This is a genomic window from Paraglaciecola arctica, assembly GCF_018861065.1.
Classification (GTDB): domain Bacteria; phylum Pseudomonadota; class Gammaproteobacteria; order Enterobacterales; family Alteromonadaceae; genus Paraglaciecola; species Paraglaciecola arctica_B.
The window spans coordinates 88,804-110,114 of record NZ_JAHKQO010000022.1; the positions used below are offsets into that span (position 1 = coordinate 88,804).

The 21,311-nt window shown below is 41.2% G+C and carries 24 protein-coding genes; 16 read left to right on the forward strand and 8 right to left on the reverse strand.

The features are described 5' to 3' along the window. Positions 1-12 precede the first annotated feature (12 nt). Positions 13-2,031, reverse strand: coding sequence for an NADPH-dependent 2,4-dienoyl-CoA reductase (locus KO534_RS09045; RefSeq protein ID WP_215929326.1), 2,019 nt, complete (start codon positions 2,029-2,031; stop codon positions 13-15). On the opposite strand from KO534_RS09045, the gene KO534_RS09050 reads away from it, so the two are divergent. The 15 genes from KO534_RS09050 to KO534_RS09120 all read left to right on the forward strand — a co-directional run bounded on the left by KO534_RS09050 (position 1,967) and on the right by KO534_RS09120 (position 14,822). Continuing rightward, complete coding sequence (locus KO534_RS09050; RefSeq protein ID WP_252732039.1) at positions 1,967-2,797, forward strand: 4'-phosphopantetheinyl transferase family protein; 831 nt, start codon at positions 1,967-1,969, stop codon at positions 2,795-2,797. The genes KO534_RS09045 and KO534_RS09050 overlap by 65 nt on opposite strands. A gap of 88 nt (positions 2,798-2,885) precedes the next feature. Further along, positions 2,886-3,617 (forward strand): beta-ketoacyl synthase chain length factor, encoded by a 732-nt coding sequence (locus tag KO534_RS09055; RefSeq protein WP_215929328.1) that lies wholly within the window; start codon positions 2,886-2,888, stop codon positions 3,615-3,617. A gap of 247 nt (positions 3,618-3,864) precedes the next feature. Continuing rightward, entirely contained in the window at positions 3,865-4,119 is a 255-nt protein-coding gene (locus KO534_RS09060) for a phosphopantetheine-binding protein (protein WP_215929329.1), read from the forward strand. A 17-nt stretch (positions 4,120-4,136) separates the two neighbouring features. After that, positions 4,137-4,382: an acyl carrier protein gene (locus KO534_RS09065; protein ID WP_215929330.1), complete on the forward strand. Its 246-nt coding sequence runs from the start codon at positions 4,137-4,139 to the stop codon at positions 4,380-4,382. Positions 4,383-4,481: 99 nt separating this feature from the next. Further along, the gene (locus KO534_RS09070) at positions 4,482-5,822 is read left to right on the forward strand and encodes an AMP-binding protein (RefSeq protein ID WP_215929331.1); all 1,341 of its coding nucleotides are present in this window, start codon (positions 4,482-4,484) and stop codon (positions 5,820-5,822) included. Continuing rightward, a complete protein-coding gene (locus KO534_RS09075; RefSeq protein WP_215929332.1) occupies positions 5,815-6,165 on the forward strand; it encodes an ApeI family dehydratase in 351 nt (116 codons plus the stop codon). The genes KO534_RS09070 and KO534_RS09075 overlap by 8 nt, the downstream gene beginning before the upstream one ends. After that, positions 6,162-6,908 carry a glycosyltransferase family 2 protein gene (locus KO534_RS09080; RefSeq protein WP_215929333.1) on the forward strand — a complete coding sequence of 249 codons (747 nt, stop codon included), beginning with the start codon at positions 6,162-6,164 and terminating at the stop codon, positions 6,906-6,908. The genes KO534_RS09075 and KO534_RS09080 overlap by 4 nt, the downstream gene beginning before the upstream one ends. Continuing rightward, a complete protein-coding gene (locus tag KO534_RS09085) occupies positions 6,905-7,885 on the forward strand; it encodes an LpxL/LpxP family acyltransferase (protein ID WP_215929334.1) in 981 nt (326 codons plus the stop codon). The genes KO534_RS09080 and KO534_RS09085 overlap by 4 nt, the downstream gene beginning before the upstream one ends. 109 nt (positions 7,886-7,994) lie before the next feature. Further along, positions 7,995-9,545 (forward strand): HAL/PAL/TAL family ammonia-lyase, encoded by a 1,551-nt coding sequence (locus KO534_RS09090; RefSeq protein WP_215929335.1) that lies wholly within the window; start codon positions 7,995-7,997, stop codon positions 9,543-9,545. After that, positions 9,535-9,966: an acyl-CoA thioesterase gene (locus KO534_RS09095; RefSeq protein ID WP_215929336.1), complete on the forward strand. Its 432-nt coding sequence runs from the start codon at positions 9,535-9,537 to the stop codon at positions 9,964-9,966. The genes KO534_RS09090 and KO534_RS09095 overlap by 11 nt, the downstream gene beginning before the upstream one ends. Before the next feature lie 2 nt (positions 9,967-9,968). After that, complete coding sequence (locus KO534_RS09100) at positions 9,969-11,213, forward strand: NAD(P)/FAD-dependent oxidoreductase (protein WP_215929337.1); 1,245 nt, start codon at positions 9,969-9,971, stop codon at positions 11,211-11,213. A 4-nt stretch (positions 11,214-11,217) separates the two neighbouring features. Beyond that, positions 11,218-12,420, forward strand: coding sequence for a beta-ketoacyl-[acyl-carrier-protein] synthase family protein (locus tag KO534_RS09105; protein WP_215929338.1), 1,203 nt, complete (start codon positions 11,218-11,220; stop codon positions 12,418-12,420). Next, on the forward strand, positions 12,413-12,874 hold the full coding sequence (locus KO534_RS09110; protein ID WP_215929339.1) for an ApeP family dehydratase: 462 nt from the start codon (positions 12,413-12,415) through the stop codon (positions 12,872-12,874). The genes KO534_RS09105 and KO534_RS09110 overlap by 8 nt, the downstream gene beginning before the upstream one ends. Continuing rightward, positions 12,871-13,596: a 3-oxoacyl-ACP reductase FabG gene (gene fabG, locus KO534_RS09115; RefSeq protein WP_215929340.1), complete on the forward strand. Its 726-nt coding sequence runs from the start codon at positions 12,871-12,873 to the stop codon at positions 13,594-13,596. Before KO534_RS09110 ends, fabG begins: the two co-directional genes overlap by 4 nt. Beyond that, positions 13,596-14,822: a beta-ketoacyl-ACP synthase gene (locus KO534_RS09120; protein ID WP_215929341.1), complete on the forward strand. Its 1,227-nt coding sequence runs from the start codon at positions 13,596-13,598 to the stop codon at positions 14,820-14,822. Before fabG ends, KO534_RS09120 begins: the two co-directional genes overlap by 1 nt. 67 nt (positions 14,823-14,889) lie before the next feature. On the opposite strand, the gene bamE is transcribed toward KO534_RS09120, so the two are convergent. Genes bamE through KO534_RS09145 form a run of 5 tightly spaced genes read right to left on the reverse strand, consistent with a single transcriptional unit; the run spans position 14,890 to position 19,013 of the window. Continuing rightward, complete coding sequence (bamE, locus tag KO534_RS09125) at positions 14,890-15,474, reverse strand: outer membrane protein assembly factor BamE domain-containing protein (protein WP_215929342.1); 585 nt, start codon at positions 15,472-15,474, stop codon at positions 14,890-14,892. Between the two features lie 46 nt (positions 15,475-15,520). After that, a complete protein-coding gene (locus KO534_RS09130) occupies positions 15,521-16,540 on the reverse strand; it encodes a BtrH N-terminal domain-containing protein (protein WP_215929343.1) in 1,020 nt (339 codons plus the stop codon). Then, positions 16,537-16,941, reverse strand: a complete 405-nt coding sequence (locus tag KO534_RS09135) for a hypothetical protein (RefSeq protein WP_215929344.1) — start codon at positions 16,939-16,941, stop codon at positions 16,537-16,539. The genes KO534_RS09130 and KO534_RS09135 overlap by 4 nt, the downstream gene beginning before the upstream one ends. A 4-nt stretch (positions 16,942-16,945) precedes the next feature. Continuing rightward, positions 16,946-18,091, reverse strand: coding sequence for a beta-ketoacyl-ACP synthase III (locus KO534_RS09140; RefSeq protein WP_215929345.1), 1,146 nt, complete (start codon positions 18,089-18,091; stop codon positions 16,946-16,948). Between the two features lie 7 nt (positions 18,092-18,098). Beyond that, on the reverse strand, positions 18,099-19,013 hold the full coding sequence (locus KO534_RS09145) for a dialkylrecorsinol condensing enzyme (protein WP_215929346.1): 915 nt from the start codon (positions 19,011-19,013) through the stop codon (positions 18,099-18,101). 132 nt (positions 19,014-19,145) lie between these two features. Here KO534_RS09145 and KO534_RS09150 point away from each other — a divergent pair, with 132 nt between their 5' ends. Next, entirely contained in the window at positions 19,146-19,571 is a 426-nt protein-coding gene (locus KO534_RS09150; protein ID WP_215929347.1) for a DUF2141 domain-containing protein, read from the forward strand. Positions 19,572-19,590: 19 nt separating this feature from the next. On the opposite strand, the gene KO534_RS09155 is transcribed toward KO534_RS09150, so the two are convergent. Beyond that, positions 19,591-20,187 carry a hypothetical protein gene (locus KO534_RS09155; protein WP_215929348.1) on the reverse strand — a complete coding sequence of 199 codons (597 nt, stop codon included), beginning with the start codon at positions 20,185-20,187 and terminating at the stop codon, positions 19,591-19,593. Positions 20,188-20,189: 2 nt separating this feature from the next. After that, positions 20,190-21,311, reverse strand: coding sequence for a beta-ketoacyl synthase N-terminal-like domain-containing protein (locus KO534_RS09160; protein WP_215929349.1), 1,122 nt, complete (start codon positions 21,309-21,311; stop codon positions 20,190-20,192).

Here is a 21,311-nt window from a genome sequence, read left to right on the forward strand (position 1 = left end):
GTTAGTGGGTATTTATATCTTTGCCGCCAACCAAGCGGACGACTCAATTGCTGATTTCGCATCTAATCCTACTACATTGTTGGCGCCACCGATGACATGAACGGGTTGTGAGAACTTAGTTAAGTCGTACTCTTGATGGCTTTGTTGCCCCGCGCACACTATTATTGAATCTGCTTCTAATTCAGTGTGCTTGCCTCGTATATTCAGTTGTAAGCCTTGCTCAGAAATACCTTGGTATTTCACTAGAGATAACGTTCTTACGCCACGATTTTTGAACTCCTTTCTATGGATCCAAACAGTGGTTTTCCCAAGTCCAGCTCCAGGTTTGCGGACTTTTCGTTGTAGCATAGTGATTCGCTTTTCGTTATCTGATTTTTCTGCTGGAGAAACCAATCCGCCATTAATTTTATTACTATAATCAATGCCCCAATGTGCCGCAAAATCCTGCTGCTTTTCTAATAATGACCAGCTTTTGGTGTTGTTGCTAGTGAGTTTGGCGACAACGTCAAATGCAATTCCACCAGTGCCAATTACTGCAACGTTTTCGCCCACCTCGACTTTTTCTTCGATTACATCCTGATAGCTCATGACGTTTTTATGGTCTATTCCTGGAATATCTAAATGGCGAGCCTGGGTACCAGTGGCAAGGATCACTTCATCAAATTCACTTAATTGATCATAGCTAGGTGAATGTCCTAAATTTATCTCGACTGTAGACTGCGTTAAGGTTTGCTTGATATAACGTAAAAATTCTTTGAATTCTTCTTTTCCAGGTATTTTTGCAGCGAGGTTTAACTGCCCTCCAATCAAAGCGTTTTGCTCAAATAAGGTTACTCTGTGGCCTCGTTGCGCTGCATAAATGGCAAACATTGCTCCTGCTGGACCTGAACCAACAACCGCCAGTTTTTTTGAATTAACAACCGGATCAAAATTAAGCAAAGTTTCATAACCTGCTCTTGGATTAACCAAACAACTTGCTACCTTGTTGACAAAAATATGGTCTAAACAAGCTTGATTGCAGGCGATACAAGTATTAATCGTTTCAGCTTGGTTGATGGCGGCCTTCTTTACAAATTGACTATCCGCCAAAAAGGGGCGTGCCATGGACACCATGTCGGCCATATCATTTTTTAAGATATCCTCAGCAACCTCAGGGGTGTTGATACGATTACAAGCGACTATGGGTATGTTAGTTAATTTCTTAACTTTGGCTGTAATAATACTGAATGAGGCTCTAGGCACTACACTGGCGATAGTGGGGACTCGGGTTTCATGCCAACCTATGCCACTGTTAATAATGTTAACACCGACTTTTTCCAATGCTAAAGCAAGTTCAATGACTTCTTGTAAGTCACTGCCATTTTCTACTAAATCTAAAATAGAAAGGCGAAAAATGACTATGAAGTTTTCCCCATAACGCTGCCTTATGCGGCGCACTATCTCTAGAGGAAATCGGGTTCTGTTTATGAAACTACCGCCCCATTGGTCACTGCGTTTGTTAGTATGACGGCAAATAAATTGATTAATTAGGTATCCTTCAGAACCCATAATTTCAATGCCATCGTATCCCGCTTCTAGCGCTAAGCCGGCACAATTGACGAAATCTTCTAGCTGTTGTTCTATCTCATCGTGGCTAAGAGCATGGGGAATAAAAGGCACAATGGGCGCTTGAATAGCGCTTGGAGCGACTATTTGACTATGATAACCGTAACGACCAGCATGGAGTATTTGCATGCATATTTGGGTGGGGTATTGATGCACTGCACGGGTAATCAATTGGTGGTCAGCTACATGTTGCTGACGGCTGAGAATTACTCTTTTGGGCGCCAAAATACCTGATTCATTAGGGGATACTCCTCCTGTTATTATTAAGCCTACACCACCGGCTGCTCTTTCTGCATAAAAAGCGGCTAAACGCGAAAAACCATTGATTTGTTCTTCGAGATTGGTATGCATAGAGCCCATAATGACCCGATTGTTCAATGTAGTGAAACCCAAATTTAGTGGGGCCAGTAAATGGGGGTATGGCATAAATCTTCAAGGTAACGGAGAATCTTCTAAGTTTAACATGATTTTGACAAATGATAAGCCAGCCACCCCGCTAAAAGGTAGACAACAGAAATTGAGGAAAGAGAATTTGACCACGAATAAAATTTATCTGTATTACCTGGATACGCGACAAATTAGGGTGGCTCAACACGAGTTATTTGGAGTTTTGAATCAAAGTGAACAAAGTCGCTACGATGGTTTCAAGAATACTGCTAGGCAAACTCAATTTATTATGTCGAGATGGTTGATTAAACAGTGTCTGAATCAGTTGTTTGCGCTGCCTATTACACATGACTACCAATTAATTGATTATTGTTGCTGGAAGATTGCTAAGCAAGACAAAAGTTACTCCATTTCTATTAGTCATAGCGGTCATTTTATTGGGGTGGCTATCGCGGCTTTTCCTTGTGCTATTGGGTTGGATATCGAACAGCACAAACCCCGAAATTTTAGCGAATTAGTGCAAATTATTGGCACCACAGAAGAACAGAATTTAGTGTGCAATCATGCAGATCCACAATTAACATTTTATCGTTTATGGACTGCCAAGGAAGCCTTGTTAAAAGCCTCAAAGAAAAATGTTGAGCAAGTGTGCAAAGAGAGTTTGCTTAGTTGTTTGCGACATCCGTTTGGGCTAGTCGCAGGCTACCAATATCTAACGGGGAACTTGGCAGAGGATACATATAGTTACTGTGTAATGAGTCATTCCGAGGCGATGATACAAGTCAAAGATTTTGCTGTGAGCTAGCAGCGTACCTAAACATAGGTGAGGTTAACTCAATGTTGAACCCTAAGACTGGCTTTAGTAGACTGCGTTTTTTGACTAGGGTAGGCCAATGTCCTTGAAATTTGAAATTAGCAAATGTGTAGCATGGGCTCCTGGCTTGGAATCAGAGCAGGACTGGCAATCATGGCAACAAGGAGATAAGCCTCTCACTGACGAGTTGGCACTACCGCAGTTATCCAGTATTCCAGCGATGCAAAGACGGCGTTTAAGTCCGTTTGCAAAGGTGGCAATACATTGTGCTTTAGAAGCAAGTGGAGAATACCAGTCAGATATACCTTGTGTTTTTTCTTCTCGCCACGGTGATCTGCAACGTACCACCAAACTAATCGAAAATATTGCACTCAATCAAGATTTGTCACCTACCCAGTTTGGATTATCAGTACATAACGCCGCCGCTGGATTATTTAGCATATTTACCGGAAATCGAGCGCCTTTGTCGGCTATTTCTGGTGGCCAGAGTAGTTTTATGCAGGGACTATTAGACAGTGTGTCAAAACTGCAGACAAATAACCTCTCTAGAATTTTATATGTTTATTGCGACCTAAATGTACCTGAGTGTTACCGACCTTATGTGACCGACGATACACCACTAGGTATTGGATTGCTTATTGAAGCGCCAAAAGGCGATAAAAATGCCTTTAGTTTTTGCTTTAATACCCAGGGAACGAGTCCACAAAGTGATAACCAAGCACTCGATTTTATGAGATTTGTATTAAGCAATCGCACCGAGTTATTAACACATATTCATCAACAAACTTGGTTACTACATCGAAACTGTTAATATGATTAACAATCTCGCAATTTATTTTTTACGGCATCTATGCCTAGATGTTGCGTATAAGCTACAGAATGATATTATTATCGAATAAAAGAGTCATAAGCACTCGGTTACTACTGAATCATCTAACATGCCTTTCATTCCCCACTGTATTGAACTCCAGATTAATCATTGCAAAGGATTGAAGTCATCGATTGTCGGGTATAACAACGATGCGATGCTCCCAAAATAATTTTAAAAAGGAAAATAGATGAGTGACCTGAATCATGAAATTAAGCTGTTAATTATAGACGCTTTGGATTTGGAAGATATTTCTGCAGATGATATCGAGGACGATGCACCTTTATTTGTAGATGGCTTAGGCCTTGATTCGATTGATGCTTTGGAACTCGGTGTTGCAATTAAAAATGCCTACAATATTAAGATTGACGGTAGTACCGAAGATAGCAAAAAGTATTTTTATTCTGTTAAAACCTTGAGTGATTTTATTCAGATTAGTAAGTAAAGAAGGTTTGTAAAAAGATGAATAAAGAACAAATTTTATCAATGGTAACAACTATCTTGGTCAATGAGTTTGAGATTGACGAAGCCCAAATCACACCGGAAACCAACATCTATGAAGAGTTAGATATTGATAGCATTGATGTGGTAGACCTTGTTGTTCGCCTTAGAACCGAAACAGGGCGCTCGATTGAACCTGATAATTTTAAACAAGTTAGAACCATTGAAGATCTGTTAGTGGTGTTAGATAAAGTAATAAACAAATGATCCCCGCAACCTGCTCAATGAGTCACGTACGCTCAGTATTCGAATTCTGTACAAAGTGATTTAGGTCACTGTACAAGCCTTAAGAAAGCAACAGTTAAAATGCAAATGGACTTAACAAGTTACCTTATCGATCCCAATGACATTCAATTTGTCGACGGCGATCATGACTACGAACAATGGTTCAATATTGTTGCGGGTTATCGTACTCAATTAATGCAGTCATCTTCTCAATCTTGGTTGTTATTTGAGTCAGATACCTTTTTGTTTTCAGCGATGTTTTATGCTTTGTTAGCGGCAGGTAAATCCATAGTATTGCCCCAAAACGCACAGCCAGAACATATACGTGATATAAAAAATCGGGTGCAGGCAAGTATTGGCTCTGCAGATATTAACCCTGATATTGTCACCAAAACTTCCTGGCCAAAAATGCCTGCAACTATTGTGAACATTAATGGCGAGACGAATGTCACTTTTTTTACTTCAGGCTCTACAGGGCAAGCCAAAGCTATTGAGAAAAAGTTTTGGCAGTTGCAAACCGAAGTCAACAGCCTCGAAGCCAACTTTGGCGCGACCATTAAAGGTAGTGCTTTGTTGTCAACGGTTTCTCATCAGCATATTTATGGTTTGTTATTTAAGGTTTTGTGGCCCATTTCAAAGGGGCATGCGTTTGTATGTCAAGCGCTTGAATATCCAGAACATATTGTTAATAAAATCACCACCCAAAAATTGGGTGCTGTCACTTTAGTTGCCAGTCCGGCTCACCTACACCGCTTATTTTTAGACAACCCTCTAATACCGTACAAACAGCATATCCATAATATTTTTTCTTCAGGAGGTCCTTTAGACGCTGACAAAAATATTAGCCTACAACAACAGCTACATTGTCGATTAGTTGAAGTTTATGGCAGCACTGAAACCGGCGGAATTGGATGGCGCCATAGAGATTCTATCGACGACGATATTTGGCAAACCTTTGACGAGGTCAGTGTTGCACATCAACCCGATACCGAACTATTGCTATTATCGTCACCCTATATGATTGATAATCCATTTTATGGGGATGACAAAATAGAGTTACTGAGTCCCCATAAATTTCGGTTGTTAGGAAGAGCAGACGATATAGTCAAAATTGAAGAGAAACGCATATCTCTGCAAGAGGTACAATTGCGCTGTAAGCAACATGAATTTATCCAAGACGTTTGTGTGATTGTGATAGGAGTCAACCGTAAACAATTGGCGGCGGTTATTGAGCTAAATGATTTGGGAAAACAGGCTAAAGAGACGATGCCTTTACATTTGTTTAATCGATTATTTAGGCGTTACCTAGCACGGTGGTTTGAAGCTGTGACCTTACCAAAAAAATTTAGATATCCGTTACAAATTCCTTATAATGCCCAAGGGAAGTTAAACCGACAGGCCATGGAGTCCTATTTTGAGTGATTATGTACATCATGGCGAGTTGTTGTCAGTTGAAAAAGAAGATAACTCAGTTTTTTTAGAGTTAAAAATCCCCGCAAACTTATACTATTTCCAAGGCCATTTCCCTAGCGCTCCAGTTTTACCTGGTGTGGTATTGACTCACTGGGTTGTGGAATACGCGAGCCAATATTTTAACGCTGATCCCAGCAAATTTGAGTCCTTTAGCGGGCTTAAGTTTCAAATTATTGTGGGTCCAGAACAGATTATTAAGCTTAAGCTAAGTCAAATCAACGACAACAAATACACTTTTAGCTATCACTCAGACCATGGAAAACATGCTTCAGGCAAGGTGATGTTTGTGTGAGCCAAAATTACTGTTTTGTTATTCCCAATTACAACCACACTCAGGCTGTCGCTAATACTATTGAAGCATTGCAACCCTATGAGTTTCCAATTGTTTTAGTCGACGATGGTAGTGATGCGGCCACCCAAATTCTGCTAGAACAGCTCGACGCACAATACCCCAACGTGACTCTGATTAGACGGCCAGTGAATGGTGGCAAAGGTGCCGCAGTAAAAACGGGGTTGAATATAGCTTCTGAAATGGGTATGAGTCATGCGGTGCAAATTGATGCCGATGGTCAACATAATTTGGCCGACATAGATATTCTATTAAACGAATCCAAGTCTCATCCAGATGCAATGATAAGCGGTCAGCCTGTATATGATGATAGCATTTCCAAAGGTCGTTACTACGGCCGCTATATCACCCACATTTGGGTGTATATTGAAACTTTATCCTTAGCAATTAAAGATTCTATGTGTGGTTTTAGAGTTTACCCTTTATCTGCTTGTATGGTACTCATGGGTAAACAAGCTTTGGGAAATAGAATGGATTTTGATATTGAGATTATGGTGCGACTTTATTGGCAAAAAGTCCCGATTCGCTTTATCTCAACTAAAGTTTTATACCCAGAAGATGGCGTCTCCCATTTCAACATTTGTAAAGATAATTGGTTGATTTCCAAAATGCATACTAGGTTGTTTTTCGGCATGTTAGTACGTCTTCCTGTTTTATTAGCCGCAAAACTCAGGAGTTCTCAGTGAGCCAACAAGCACATTGGTCAACTATTAAAGAACGTGGCAGTCTTTTGGGAATACGCTTTCTAGTGGCTGTCTATAAATTGTTTGGCAAAGGTTTCTTCCGGATCTGTTTCTTTCCCGTGATGTTGTATTTTTACCTAACAGGAGGTCAGGCTCGTAGCGGCGTAGTGAAATATTGGCGCCAAATTGAAAAAGCACGCCACGAACAACCTAGCAATTCTGTTAAAGTCCATTATCAAGGGTTTAAGGTTTTTTTGACGTTTGGCTGGGCCATTGTTGATAAGTTCGACGCATGGCTGGGTAAGATTCACTTGAAAGATCTCGATATTGTTGATCAGCAAAACTACGGAAAACTCACTGCTGGTGGCGGTTGTGTGATCCTCAGTACCCACCTTGGTAATATGGAAATATGTCGGGCCATTTTCGGGGCGGGTGAAAACAAAAAAAAGCTCAATGTCATTACCTACAATGAACATGCCCCTTCGTTTAATAACTTCTTAAAGCGTATTAACCCTGAAGCAGCGATTAATTTTGTGCATATCGATAATTTTGGGCCAGACGATACAATTAAACTTAAACAAAAAATTGAAGACGGCGAAGCTGTGGTGATTTTTGCGGACCGTACCTCGGTTACCAATCCTAATAGTGTCCATTTTGTTCCCTTCTTAGCTGAACCTGCGCCTATTGCGATTGGCCCATTTGCTTTAGCCACTATTATGGATTGTCCGGTTTATTTCATGACCTGTCTCAAAAATACAGATACCAATAGATACCAAGTGCATATCGAAAATTTCGCTGAACCGGTCAAAGTTAGACGCAAAGAACGACAAGCATATTTTCAGCAATTAATGTGCAAATATGCAGACAGGCTGAGTTATTACTGTTTGAAAGCTCCCTATCAGTGGGGCAACTTCTTTGACTTTTGGCGTGGTAATGAAACGCTGGAAGAGACAAGCTCGAAAACAGATAATAGTCAGTAAACTTCGACCCTACTGGGAACTTAAAAATTCTTGGAGGGTTTTGATGTTAATGTAAAAATAATTGGGAGCAACAGTTCCCGAAAACTAGAGAGAAATTGGAGTAAGCTAGATGGGGTCAGGGTCGAATAAACTGAGCTTTGGAGCTCAAAAAATAAGTATTGAAGATATAGTTCGCGTTGCCCATCAAGGTACTCCTGTTGAACTATCTACTGACACCTTATTTACCAAAAAAGTTGACGAAGGGGTGCGCTTTTTAGACCAATTGCTTAAGGAAGAAGGGCATATCTATGGTGTCACTACCGGTTATGGAGACTCATGCACAGTTGAAGTACCGCTATCCCTTGTAGATGAATTACCTATGCACTTAACCCGTTTTCATGGTTGTGGTTTAGGTAACTATTTCTCGCAAGAACAGGGTCGCGCCATATTGGCGGCACGATTAGTATCTTTATCACAGGGTTATTCAGGCGTCAGTTGGGATCTATTAAACTTGTTGGTAGATATGCTCAACAACGAAATCATTCCAGTGATACCTGAAGAAGGTTCAGTAGGTGCAAGTGGCGATTTAACTCCCTTGTCCTACGTTGCGGGCGCACTAATCGGTGAGCGTGATGTGTATTATAAAGGTGCTATTATACCAAGCGCAGAGGCCTTTAAACAAGCAAGTTTACAACCCATTAAACTGCGTCCTAAAGAAGGCTTAGCAATCATGAATGGTACGGCTGTTATGACCGCCCTTGCATGCTTAGCTTTTGAAAGAGCAGAATATTTAAGTAAGTTAATGGCGAGGATCACCGCACTATCAAGCCTTGCATTAAAGGGGAACAGTAATCATTTTGATGATATTTTGTTTAGTGTGAAACCGCACCCAGGTCAGAACCAAATAGCTGCTTGGATCCAAAATGACTTGAATCATCACTCTCATCCGCGTAACTCTCAGCGATTGCAAGACCGTTATTCTATACGTTGTGCCCCGCATATAATTGGTGTGTTACAAGATAGTTTACCTTGGTTTAGAACCTTCATTGAAAATGAATTGAACAGTGCTAATGATAACCCTATCGTTGATGGTATAGGTGAACACGTATTACATGGAGGGCACTTTTACGGTGGTCATATTGCAATGGCAATGGACTCAATGAAAAATTGCGTCGCTAACTTAGCAGACTTGGCCGATCGTCAAATAGCCACAATGGTAGACGTAAAAATGAATCATGGCTTACCCTCTAATTTGTCTGGCGCAAAGGGTGAACGTCGCTATATAAACCATGGGTTTAAAGCGATACAAATTGGGTGTTCAGCTTGGACTGCTGAGGCATTGAAACTCACTATGCCAGCGAGTGTTTTTTCTCGTTCAACTGAATGCCACAATCAAGACAAAGTTAGCATGGGGACAATAGCGGCTAGAGATTGTTTAAGAGTGTTACAGTTAACAGAACAAGTGGTTGCCGCGACTTTATTGGCTTCAGTACAAGGCATTGGGTTACGAATTGAAATGGGAGAGTTGGATAAAAGCTCTTTGACTAAAGATGTCAGTACTATGTTGGATGATATTGGCAGTTTCTTTACCTTAATCGATGAAGACAGGCCAACAGACGGGTTGCTACGAGATACCATAGGGTATATCCAACAAAAAAGATGGAACTTATATGAAAGCTAAAGCATTGCTCAGTACTACTACTGAGTTAGAAGTACAGTTTTTTGATGTAGATTCGATGCGTGTTGTTTGGCATGGTAATTACGTTAAGTATCTCGAAGTTGCTCGTTGTGAACTACTGAAATTATTTGATTACAATTATCTGCAGATGGAAGCATCAGGCTATATGTGGCCCATTGTGGATATGCGACTTAAATATGTAGCATCAGCTAGGTTGAGTGAATGGATAACTATTGAAGCTCGTTTAGTTGAATATCAGACACGAATAAAAATAGAATACATAGTGCGAGATAAAGCGACTGGGGCAGTGTTGACCAAAGCCCATACCATACAAGTCGCAGTGGAGATGAGTACTGGGGAGATGTCTTTCAACACTCCCCAATGTTTGCTTGATAAATTGGCCCCGTTTCTAGAAAAGGAATAAATATGAGCGAGTGTGAAGTTTGTGATGTTGTTATCATTGGTGCAGGTCCCGCCGGCGCAATAGCGGCTTCAATGCTGGTTCAAGATGGTTGGAACACAGTTGTAGTAGAGCGTGAAAGTTTTCCGCGATTTTCAATTGGTGAAAGTTTACTGCCTCATTGCATGGAATTTGTTAAACAAGCTGGTATGTTAGACGCACTTAACGCCAATGCTGAAGACTTAGCCTTCCAATTTAAAAACGGCGCGGCTTTTTACCGTAAAGGTGAACGCTCTGAGTTTAACTTTGAAGAAAAATTCTCTGACGGCCCAGGTACAACTTTTCAAGTTAAACGCGCTGCTTTTGATAAGTTACTAGCTGACGAAGCTGCTCGTATTGGTGCCGATATTCGTTATCAGCAAAGTGTTGAAGAAGTGGTAACCCATGATGAAGGTGTTACCTTAAAAATAGCATCTGCAGAACATAGCTATCAACTAAAAGCCCGCTTTGTGCTTGATGCCAGTGGCTTCGGTAGAGTATTACCGCGGTTGTTAGATCTGCACGTACCAAGTGACTTGCCGCCTCGCAATGCGGTGTTTACTCATTTCAAAGACAATATTAAAGCTGACGCAAATTTTGACCGAAATAAAATTTTGATTACGGTTCATCCTGAAATTGAAGACTTATGGTACTGGTTGATCCCCTTTTCAGATGGCACTTCTAGCTTGGGAGTGGTGGCTCGCCCCGAATTATTTGATGCCGACAAATCATTAGAAGAGCAGTTGTGGGCCTTTATCAATCAAGATGATAATTTAACTGAATTATTTGAAAACGCTGAAATTATACAACCAGCAAAAATGATTGGCGGGTACGCATCTAACGTTAAATCTTTATATGGTCCTGGATTTGCCTTACTTGGTAATGCTGGTGAATTTCTCGATCCGGTGTTTTCTTCTGGGGTGACCATTGCGATGCGTTCCGCTGTGAGCGCCGCGCAATTAGTCACTCGAGAACTCAATGGCGAACAAGTAGACTGGCAAATTGAATACGCCGATAACCTTAAAAAAGGCATAGAAGTATTTAAGACTTTTGTGACCTCTTGGTATGACACCAGCTTCCAAAACGTGGTTTTTTTCCAATCTCAAGATACTGAAATTAAACCTATGATCACCTCCATTCTTGCGGGTTATGCATGGGACGAGAATAATCCTTTCGTAAAAAGTTCAAAACGTGGCATGCGTATGTTATCTAAATTATGTGAGGCAGATTAATACCATGGCCGAGCACCACTTTGGTCAGTTGGATAATATTTACATTAATGACTTTGGTTTAATCAACGCGCTAGGGGGTACTCTAGAAGAAGTCAGTCTGAATTTATTCGCAGGCTCGCAACAAGGGTTTGTAGAGCGTAATGATATTTTGCCCGACGCAGCAGTGTTTGTGGCAGAAGTCGCCAGTCAATTACCAGACATAAAAACCTATCCCAAACATTTCCACAGTCGCAATAATCAGCTGGCTTTGCAGGCCTATAACCAAATAGCAGCCACAGTAGAATCACTCAAAAACAAATATTCTGAGCAACGAATAGGGGTGATATTAGGCACCAGTACCTCAGGGATTGCTCAAGGTGAATCGGCTATGGAAGTTAAGCAACAAGCCGGTGCGTTTCCTGCGGAATATGATTATCGAGTCCAAGAAATTTCCAATGTGGCCGAATTTATTAGTTTAGTAGCCGGGCTTTCGGGCGTTTCTATGGCAATCTCAACCGCCTGTTCTTCTAGTGCTAAAACCTTTATAACCGCCAGCGAATTAATTCGCGCAGGTGTGATTGACGCAGCCATAGTGGGAGGTGTTGATTCTTTATGCTCAATGACGGTCAATGGGTTTAGTGCCTTGGAGTCTACATCATCTGGAATTTGTAAACCTTCGAGTGTTAATCGCGATGGCATTAATATTGGAGAAGGTGCGGCTTTGGCTATCATTAGTAAAGATAAATCCGACTTACGGCTACTAGCTGGTGGCGAGTCAAGTGATGCTCACCATATGTCAGCTCCCCATCCACAAGGGCGAGGAGCGATTGATGCCATGCAGCAAGCCCTTAATAACGCTCAGTTAACTAGTCAACAAATCGACTATATTAACTTGCATGGTACCGCCACACCTAAGAATGACTCTATGGAGGCCATCGCTGTAGCAGAACTTTTTCCCCATCAACCTTTTGTGAGCTCTAGTAAAGGCAGTATTGGGCATACGCTGGGGGCCGCAGGGGCTACAGAGATAGGTTTTTGTTGTTTGGTGTTACGTCAGCAAAAATTAGCACCCCATGTGTGGGATCATGAGGTTGACCCCGAGCTGCCCGTACTTAATTGGGTTGAAAACTGTCACGACAATACCAGTAAAATTCGCTGTTGTTTGAGTAACTCTTTTGCTTTTGGTGGTAACAACGTAAGTCTAATTGTAGGACGTGAATATGAATGAATACCCAATAGAGCTGGTTCTGCCCCACGCCCATCCTATGATCTTAGTGGATAGGTTAGTGCATTACACAGATATGTCTTCAACCTGTACGGTTAAAATCACCCAGTGCAGCAATTTTTACAACCCTGAACGCAATAGTGTACCTTCCTATGTAGGCATTGAGTATATGGCGCAAACCATAGCGGCCTATGCCAATGTCTTAAAACTCGATAGCGGTGGTAAGGTTAGTTTAGGTTTTCTAGTAAGTGCTCGAAATTATATGACTCAGGTTAGGGAGTTCGCCCTAGACACTGAATTATTAATTCAGGTGGAATTATTATTTAAAGAGGCGAACGGCTTAAGTGTATTTGATTGTCGAATCAAACAAGGTGAGCAAGTAGTCGTTGAAGCAAAGATTAATGTTTTTGAGCCAGATGAGCCCGAACTATATTTGCAGGAGCAAGCACAAAAATGAATAGAAGAGTATTAGTCACAGGTTCCAGTAAAGGTATAGGTAAAGCCATTGCACTGCGGTTGGCTCGAGATGGTTTTGATATTGTTGTGCATTGCCGAAATGATGCCGCTGGCGCCCAAGAAACAGTCGCAGCCATTAAAGAATTGAACGTAGATGCCTATTTTTTACAATGTGATGTAGCGAACCGAGCACAGTGTAAAGAAGTGTTTGACGCAGATATTGCGGAGCACGGCGCCTATTACGGTATTGTTTGCAATGCAGGTGTAACACATGACACCGCGTTTCCGGCAATGACAGGAGACGAATGGGATAGCGTGATCCACACTAATTTAGACGGTATCTATAATGTATTACATCCATTGGTGATGCCTATGGTCAGTAAACGCAAAGGTGGCCGCATAGTTACCATGGCGTCGGTATCAGGGGTAATAGGCAATCGTGGTCAAGTAAACTATAGTGCTTCTAAGGGGGGCGTTATAGCCGCCACTAAGGCGTTATCCTTGGAGTTAGCCAAACGCAAGATTACAGTTAATTGTGTGGCACCGGGCTTAATTGATACGGGTATGACAGATGAACTGCCCATAGATGAAATTGTGAAAATGATCCCCCTAAAACGAGTTGGCCAAGTGGATGAAGTAGCGGCGACCGTAGCTTTCTTAATGTCTGATGACGCGTCGTATATTACTCGGCAAGTTATTTCAGTGAATGGTGGAATGGCCTAATGAAACGAGTAGTCGTAACTGGTATGGGGGTGGTGTCAGCCTTTGGTGACAATTGGACTGATTTTGAAAAACACCTACGAAGCAATGCCAATGCTGTCAAACATATGCCGCAGTGGGAAGATGTGAAAGGTTTGCATTGTAAACTCGCTGCGCCGGTTACCGATTTTGTGAAACCCAGCCACTATACCCGTAAAATGACGCGCTCCATGGGGCGAGTGTCTGTGATGGCTACCAAAGCAACCGAATCTGCTTTGGAACAAAGTCAATTGCTTAATAGCGAGGTTATCACTAACGGAGATACTGGCATTTCTTATGGTTCTTCTATTGGTTCCACTCCACCCATAGTAGCCTTTGGTGATTTACTGAAAGATCACGACATGTCGGGTATTACGGCAACCAGTTATATTCAAATGATGAATCATACTAGTGCTGTAAATCTAGGCGTCTTTTTTGGCGTAAAGGGCCGAATTCATACTACCAGCTCAGCATGTACATCAAGTTCACAAGGCATAGGTTATGCCTACGAAGCTATAAAGTTCGGCAAGCAAAAAGTAATGATTGCTGGTGGCGCTGAAGAATTATGTCTTTCTGCTGTGGCGGTTTTTGATACTTTGTTCGCGACTAGTACCCGAAATAATGACCCTCAATCGACCCCCCGTCCATTTGATGTTGATCGAGATGGCCTAGTGATAGGAGAGGGAGCCGCAACCCTGATTTTAGAAGAGTATGATCATGCAGTAGCGAGAGGCGCACCAATATTAGCGGAAATCGTTGGCTTTGCTACCAATTCAGATGGTGTACATGTGACTCAACCAGAGTCTGACACTATGGCGACCGCTATGAAATTGGCCTTAGAAGATGCCAAGCTACCCGCTTCTGAGATTGGTTACGTGAGTGCCCATGGCACTGCAACAGATAAAGGAGATGTTGCGGAAACGTCGGCAACAGCTTTAGTACTAGGCAAAAACAAACCTATTAGTTCACTGAAGAGTTATCTTGGTCATACTTTAGGTGCGTGTGGAGCGTTGGAGGCGTGGGCTAGCATTGAAATGATGGATCGCAAATGGTTTGCGCCCACATTGCAGTTGCAGAATATTGACCCTCGATGTGGTGAGTTAGATTACATCGCGGGGCAGGGGATGCAGATAGATACTGAGTATGTGATGTCTAATAATTTCGCATTTGGAGGCATCAATACCTCACTAATCTTTAAGAAATGGGCGTAATTTTCTGGTTTTTATGCGGCTAGATAAATAAACAGACACTAGCTTAAGCAGTGTCTGTTTAATCAAATCAGCGAATTTGAGTAACTACACCTTTGTCATCAAAATCGATGGCTTGACGAGTCCATTTATTTGACCAGTACATCCAAGTATTGCCATCTAATGTTGGATTGGCATGTATAGGTGGCCTACCCATAGTAAAGAGAATCGCGTCCTTAGTCATTCCGACTCTGGGTTTCCCCGATTTAATGCCGTCCTGATCTGCCTGACTTAAACTTGCGACTTTAGCTTCGTCACAACTTGTTCCAAAGTATTGTTTAAAGTTTTGTTCTAAGGATTGACCTGCTTTTTTGGTGTGTTTGTCCCACACGTAACGGTAAGTCATCCCTTGATAGATAAATTCAATTTCCTTTTTACCAATATCCTCTATTTTTACTTCTGAACACATAGGGATCAAACTAGGTAGTTGATAATTAAGTGCATAAAGCACTCTGCGTTTTGGGTCGGGATGTAAGTTAACTTTGGTGAGCATAGTCGCATTTTCTTTAAATCCGCTTTTTGCTTCAGCGTTTACTACTAAAGAATGGCTCATAGCTACTGTACCAATAGCTAAAACTATAGTTCGTAACGAGTTTGCTTTAATGTTTAACTTCATATTTTAGTCCTTTTAAAGTTAGATTAGAGACGGTAACTAGATAACATCATTTAAATGCACTTAAAGATAATAATCTACTTTGAAGCTGTTTTTCCATTTCTGCACATTTAATCAATACATCGCTGATATCCTGCAGCGAGATTGACTTCCTATCTTTACAAAATAACACTGCTTGTACAGCAAAACTGCGCCATTGATCGCCAATTTCAGTGACAAATTGTGACAACTCAAATAACTCAGAGTCACCTGTTAATTTTGAAGATTCATCCAAAAAACTAGCAAATATAAACCTAAATCCAGCCCCACCTGTACCAATCTCTTCTTGCATACGCACTATATGCCCTAAGTATAGACGCGCGTATTTACTCGGCTTATTTTCAAGCTCTACAATCTTTTTTGCTAAGTAATGAATGCCTTTAACCCCAAAGAAGGGGATTCCCGGAATAGGTATGCCATTCATCATTTTCGCAGTTTTTTTGATGGCCTTATAAATTTGCGGTGCCAAGTCTATATTGTCGGGGATTTCTCCGAGAATATACATCAGACCCTTAGGTGCTAGTGCGCCCTTTGCAAATCGAGCACGCTCAAGATCCTCCGGAGAGCAGGTCACGACTTCTTCAAACACAGGATCACTGATGAGGTAGTCACCCTGTTGATTTTTTCCATACACAGTAAGGTTGTGCGCATTGAAATGAAACCGCATATCTTCAGGAAAATAAGGCAACCAATAGACCGAAGTTTGCAAACCTACAATATGCCCTTCTTCCAGTGCCTTATCTAATGCTTGCATACCTTTTGGGGGGCTAGAGAATCTTTGGCTCATAAGTTCAATATTGAGCTTTTTTGCAACCGATTTGATAATGCTTTTAGGCGGCATACGGTAAGCGATTAACGGCAAACCGGCCATTTTAACAAAAGGCAAATACGCAAAAGTTAGCGCTGATGCTAAGCCGAAAGCCATAGGTTCACTCATGGCAAAACCTTTACTACTCAACATGTTAGATACTACGCCTGTTTCACAATGAGAAGATTGCTGGTGTCGCAGATGATTAACTATTTCACTCATGGTTTTTCAGGGACTCTGGTTAATTGTTCTGTAGTAATCGAAAATGTTGCTGCATAAATTTTGAGTTTTCGTTGGCTTAACCGGTTAAATGTCTGTGGCACAAGGTGACGACGAATTTGCCATTGGAAAAAGCCAGTAGCTTGAGATAAGGAAGTGATATCCAGGCGATGTTTACACATGTGGTATGCCAGTGCTGAAGTTTTACCAGAATGGTAATCTTCGATGGCGTCAATTGTTTGTTGTTTAAGCTCATCCACTGCCATCTGGGTCGCAAAGTTTTCAATTTCCCAGCCACTAGATTGAATACCTGTATAGTGACCATTGTCTTCTACTGCATAAAGCAACTTCTTATGGCCGCTATAACTGGGGCTGTTATCTTGAGGAACCTGTTTGGCTTTCATGTATTTATACTACCGTTAGTTGCATAAATGCACTGGAAAACCTGCCACTTTCAGGGATGTAACACAATATTTTCTGTCCGGCTTGTATAGGACGTGTTTTAAACAACTCTTCAAGCATAATCAAAATTGACGCTGAACCGGTATTTCCCTTTTCACTTAAATTGGTAAACCATTTTTCATAGGGTAATTCAAAGTCAATATTGACTAGTGATTGGTACACTTTCTCGCGAAAATACGCTGATGAGTAATGGGGCAGAAAATAATCGTAGTCGTCTGCATTTAACTGACGTTTAGCCACTATACGTTTAAGGGTTTCTTCTACCGTAATGCGCACTACGTTGTCGTTTAACAGTCGCACATCTTGTTTGACTGAAAAAACTGCTTGTTGGCCTCTCTCTTCACTGTTGTATGTGGTCCAACTTTTTAATTTGCCTTCTACTTTTTCTGCACCTGCATACATACAGGCTTCTAGTTCATTGGCAAAAGAAAAGCTATCAATCCAATCCAAACGCAAAGACAGTCCATCGGGATTGGGTTGATCAGTTACCAAGGCTGCTCCTGCCCCGTCTGATAACATCCATCTAAGAAAGTCTTTTTCAAAGGCCATTTCTGGGTGTTGTGCCAATGAGTCGATTTTATGCTGGCGCTCGGCCTCAAAATTCCGGGCATGCATCACCGCTGAGGCTAACTCACTGGCTACTACTACACTTTTACGACTTTCACCGGATTTGATATTGAGATAGGCGTATTTAAGGGCGGTGACACCACACAAACACACCCCTGAAGTTGATACAATTTCACAGGGAGGATTATTAAGTTCACCATGCACCATGGCGCCGTGGTTAGGCATTAGTTGATCAGGGATCGACGAAGAAGCCACTAAAGTGTCTATGTCTTGCATTTCACTGTCTTCGTTAAACAAGCCTCGCACAGCTTGCGCGGCTAAAGCAGCATTAGTGTAATTTTGTTTTCCTGTTTCTGGGTCGATGGCATAGTAACGTTGTTTGATGCCATTACTTCTCAAGATTACAGCGCGGGCACGTGACTTCACCCCGCCTACTTTACCCAAAATATCTTCCATTTGATTATTGTTGACTACAGTATTAGGCAGAGCAACAGACAAGTTGTTGATGTAAACGTGTTTTGTCATTGATTAATTATTCTCCTGAAGGCTCTGCATAATACTTCTTTTGTTCCGTAATTTTGGTTCGTGTTAATGGTGAGATAAGTTTCTTAATCAGTGCGCTTATAGGTACAACTGTTAGAATCAGAGTCAATAAAAATACCACGTACACCGTCAATCCAAGGGCTCTTCGGGTGCTTTGTTGTGGACCAATTTTGCGCAGTATTTTTGACCAGATACCAAAACTATGATTAGCCATTCTTTCACTAGCGATTAGTTTTTCATTGATGGTAACGGCCGATAATCCCTTAAACATGCTTTGAGATAAAGGAGTGGGGTCATTCTCAAGTCGACTTTTAATTGCTACACCGAAACGTTCGGCATCAGCAATGTCTTGGTCAGATACACCGGCAGCTGGCACCCAAGAAAGAGGCTTTTTGTTGCCAGTTAACATCCACAATGGTGTGGCTAGAAAGCTGAAAAATGCACCGCAATCATCACTTAGTACTACATTGTCCAACAACTTAGCTTGTAATTTCGATAACTGTGCTTTGACTTTTTCTTGCGCCATTAGCCACATACCGCGGCAGCCTATAACAGTGATAACTGGAGTGTCAGCTAACAACGATTTCGCCTGTGAACTTTGTAAAAAAGTTGCAATGGGTAATGAAGGTGATAAAAACCACACCTGATAGGACAAAATGACTAGGTCATATTGTTGGTATTTGGGAGTGATAGGTTTTAGTTCCACAGGTTCCATAGCCACTGTTTCAGGAAAAATCCTAAAAAATTGCAGAAACGGCCAAGGAAACGGGAATGGTTTAGCCGGCTCTACGTTAACGACTTCGAATTCTATTTGTTCACTTTGGGTAATTGGCTGACTAATAGATTGTAATATTCGAGAGAGTTGACCGGTTTGAGAGTAGTTAATTGCAAGCACTTTACGCATAAATAGAGGGCCAGTTTGTCCTTCAACAAGTTAGCCGTTAGTATACCTATTAACGATTATTTGTGAACCCTGAGACAAAGTGTGTTGAAGAATAAATATTTTTTAGTGAGTTTTTTATGGGCACTTTTGAATATGCCAAGTGCACTCGCAGAAGCATTGACTATAGAAATCCAAGGTCATGACAACAAACCCGGGCAACTTCATATAGCCGTTTATCAAGTCAAAGAGGCACTAACTGACCAATTAAAATGGGATGATTTGGAGTTAGTACATAAACTGACTGAACTCGTGGATGAGGGCCAGGCACAACAGCCAAAGGTTAAATTGATAATAAACGATCTAACCTTTGGTTTAACCTGTATTCGTGTGTATTTGGACTTAAACAATAATCAAACATTGGAGCGTTCTTCAATGGGGATCCCACTGGAACCTGTAGGTTTTAGTAATAATCCTTCACTATTTAAGGGAGAACCAATACCTCTCGATAGTTGTTTTTTGTTGCAACAAGGCAGCAATACTCAAAACATTAAACTCAAACATCATAAAAAGCGAAAATGAAAGTTTAAGCAATATTCAGTTATAAATTAACATCAACTACCGCTGGCAAATCAATAGTGGCAAGAGAACTGAGCTGACTTAAGTCTTGCAGTTTGGGATAGATGTTATGTTGTGCTTGGGGAGCGCCTAATAATAAAGCGTGGCAGACTCGTTCTAATTCGGTTTCTTGCCAAATTAGTAATATTACTGCCGCTTCCACGTCTGCATTGGTTTCTAGAGCACTAAGCATTAAACTTTTCTTTAAGGCATCTGTATCAGCACCAATGAATAAATTGCTACCGCCTATGGAAAACTCTTTGGCAATATAAAAATTCGCAGCATTGCCTACTGTAGCTACAAAGTCTAAAGGGCGAATCGCACGATTCTGCTTTAAGTCGAGTAACATTTGCTGAATTAATTCGATAGAAAAATACTGGGCACAACTTATTAAAGAGTATTTTTTGAAGTCAAGATTTTTTGTGCCTAGCTCTGCTACCGCCCCTAAAGCACACAAGGTAAAATTATCCAAACGTCGCACAGCTACCGCATATTTTTGTTTGATTTGCTGGCGCAAACTTTTATTGTCGAGTGCGCGACTATGAGTAAAACAGGCATAGTTATATAAAGTAATTTGCATGATTAAATTGTCTCCAATACTAGAGCTGCATTATTGCCACCAAACCCACAGTGATTAATCAATATATGCTTAAAACTCTTGATTGCCTTATCTGCTTCAGCAAAAGGTAACAAGATACTTTGCGGATGTTCTGACACGTAACTCGGTACGGGAAGTGTTTCTTGAGTCAGTAAATAATCCAATAATGCCAATTCAATTACACCACATGCCCCTAGGGTATGACCGATAAAAGGCTTTAGGGCCAAAACAGGGGGAAGGTCGTCAAAGTAATTGTTGAACGCGTTAAATTCAGCAAGGTCATTGTTGTATGTGGCTGTACCATGTACTTTAACTAAGTTTATGTTTTTTGGGTTTAATCCAGATTTTGTAATGGCTTGGTTGATTACAGTGGTTATATGGCTACCATCTTCAACTGTCATGGTAAGGCTTGATGTATCACAAGCAGAGTCACTTTCTAGTATTTGATAACATTGTTTTTTCGAAGGTTTGTTTTCGGACAATAATAGTGCCCCTATACCCTCACCTAATATTAGCCCTTGACGCTTTTCATGGAAGGCTAAAAGCTGCTCAGAACTAAGTAAATCTAAAGAATGGAACCCTGCAGTAGTTAACTTATTATAAAACTCACAACCTACAACAATAACTTGTTTGATTGCCGTTTGTTCGAGTAATTTTTTGCCGTATGACACTGCATTTATACTGGCGGTACAAGCGGTATTGACTACTAGGTTATAGGGGTGCAACCCAAAATATTGTTGCAAATATTGACTCAGGCGATCAATTTTAGGTAATCCTAATGCTTTGTCCTGAGATGGGGTCAAAGTACCTATATCCAAAGATGTGGAGCCTAAAAGAAGCGCCGTTTGCGCAAGGTCACTTGATGTTAACTCGCTATTGTCAATTAACTGCTGGAATACGGATGTCAAACTACTAAACAGCCTAGCTTCGCTGCTGTCCAATGGTATCTGATGCATCGCAAAAAAATGTATATATTGCGGGTCATCCTCAATGTTTGTAGTCACCTCTAGGCGAGTGTTTGGCACAGTAGAAAACCTAAGAGAGGGATCCAAATAACTATTACCACAGGCGCTATGACTGACACTGGAATGAATATATACCGCCAC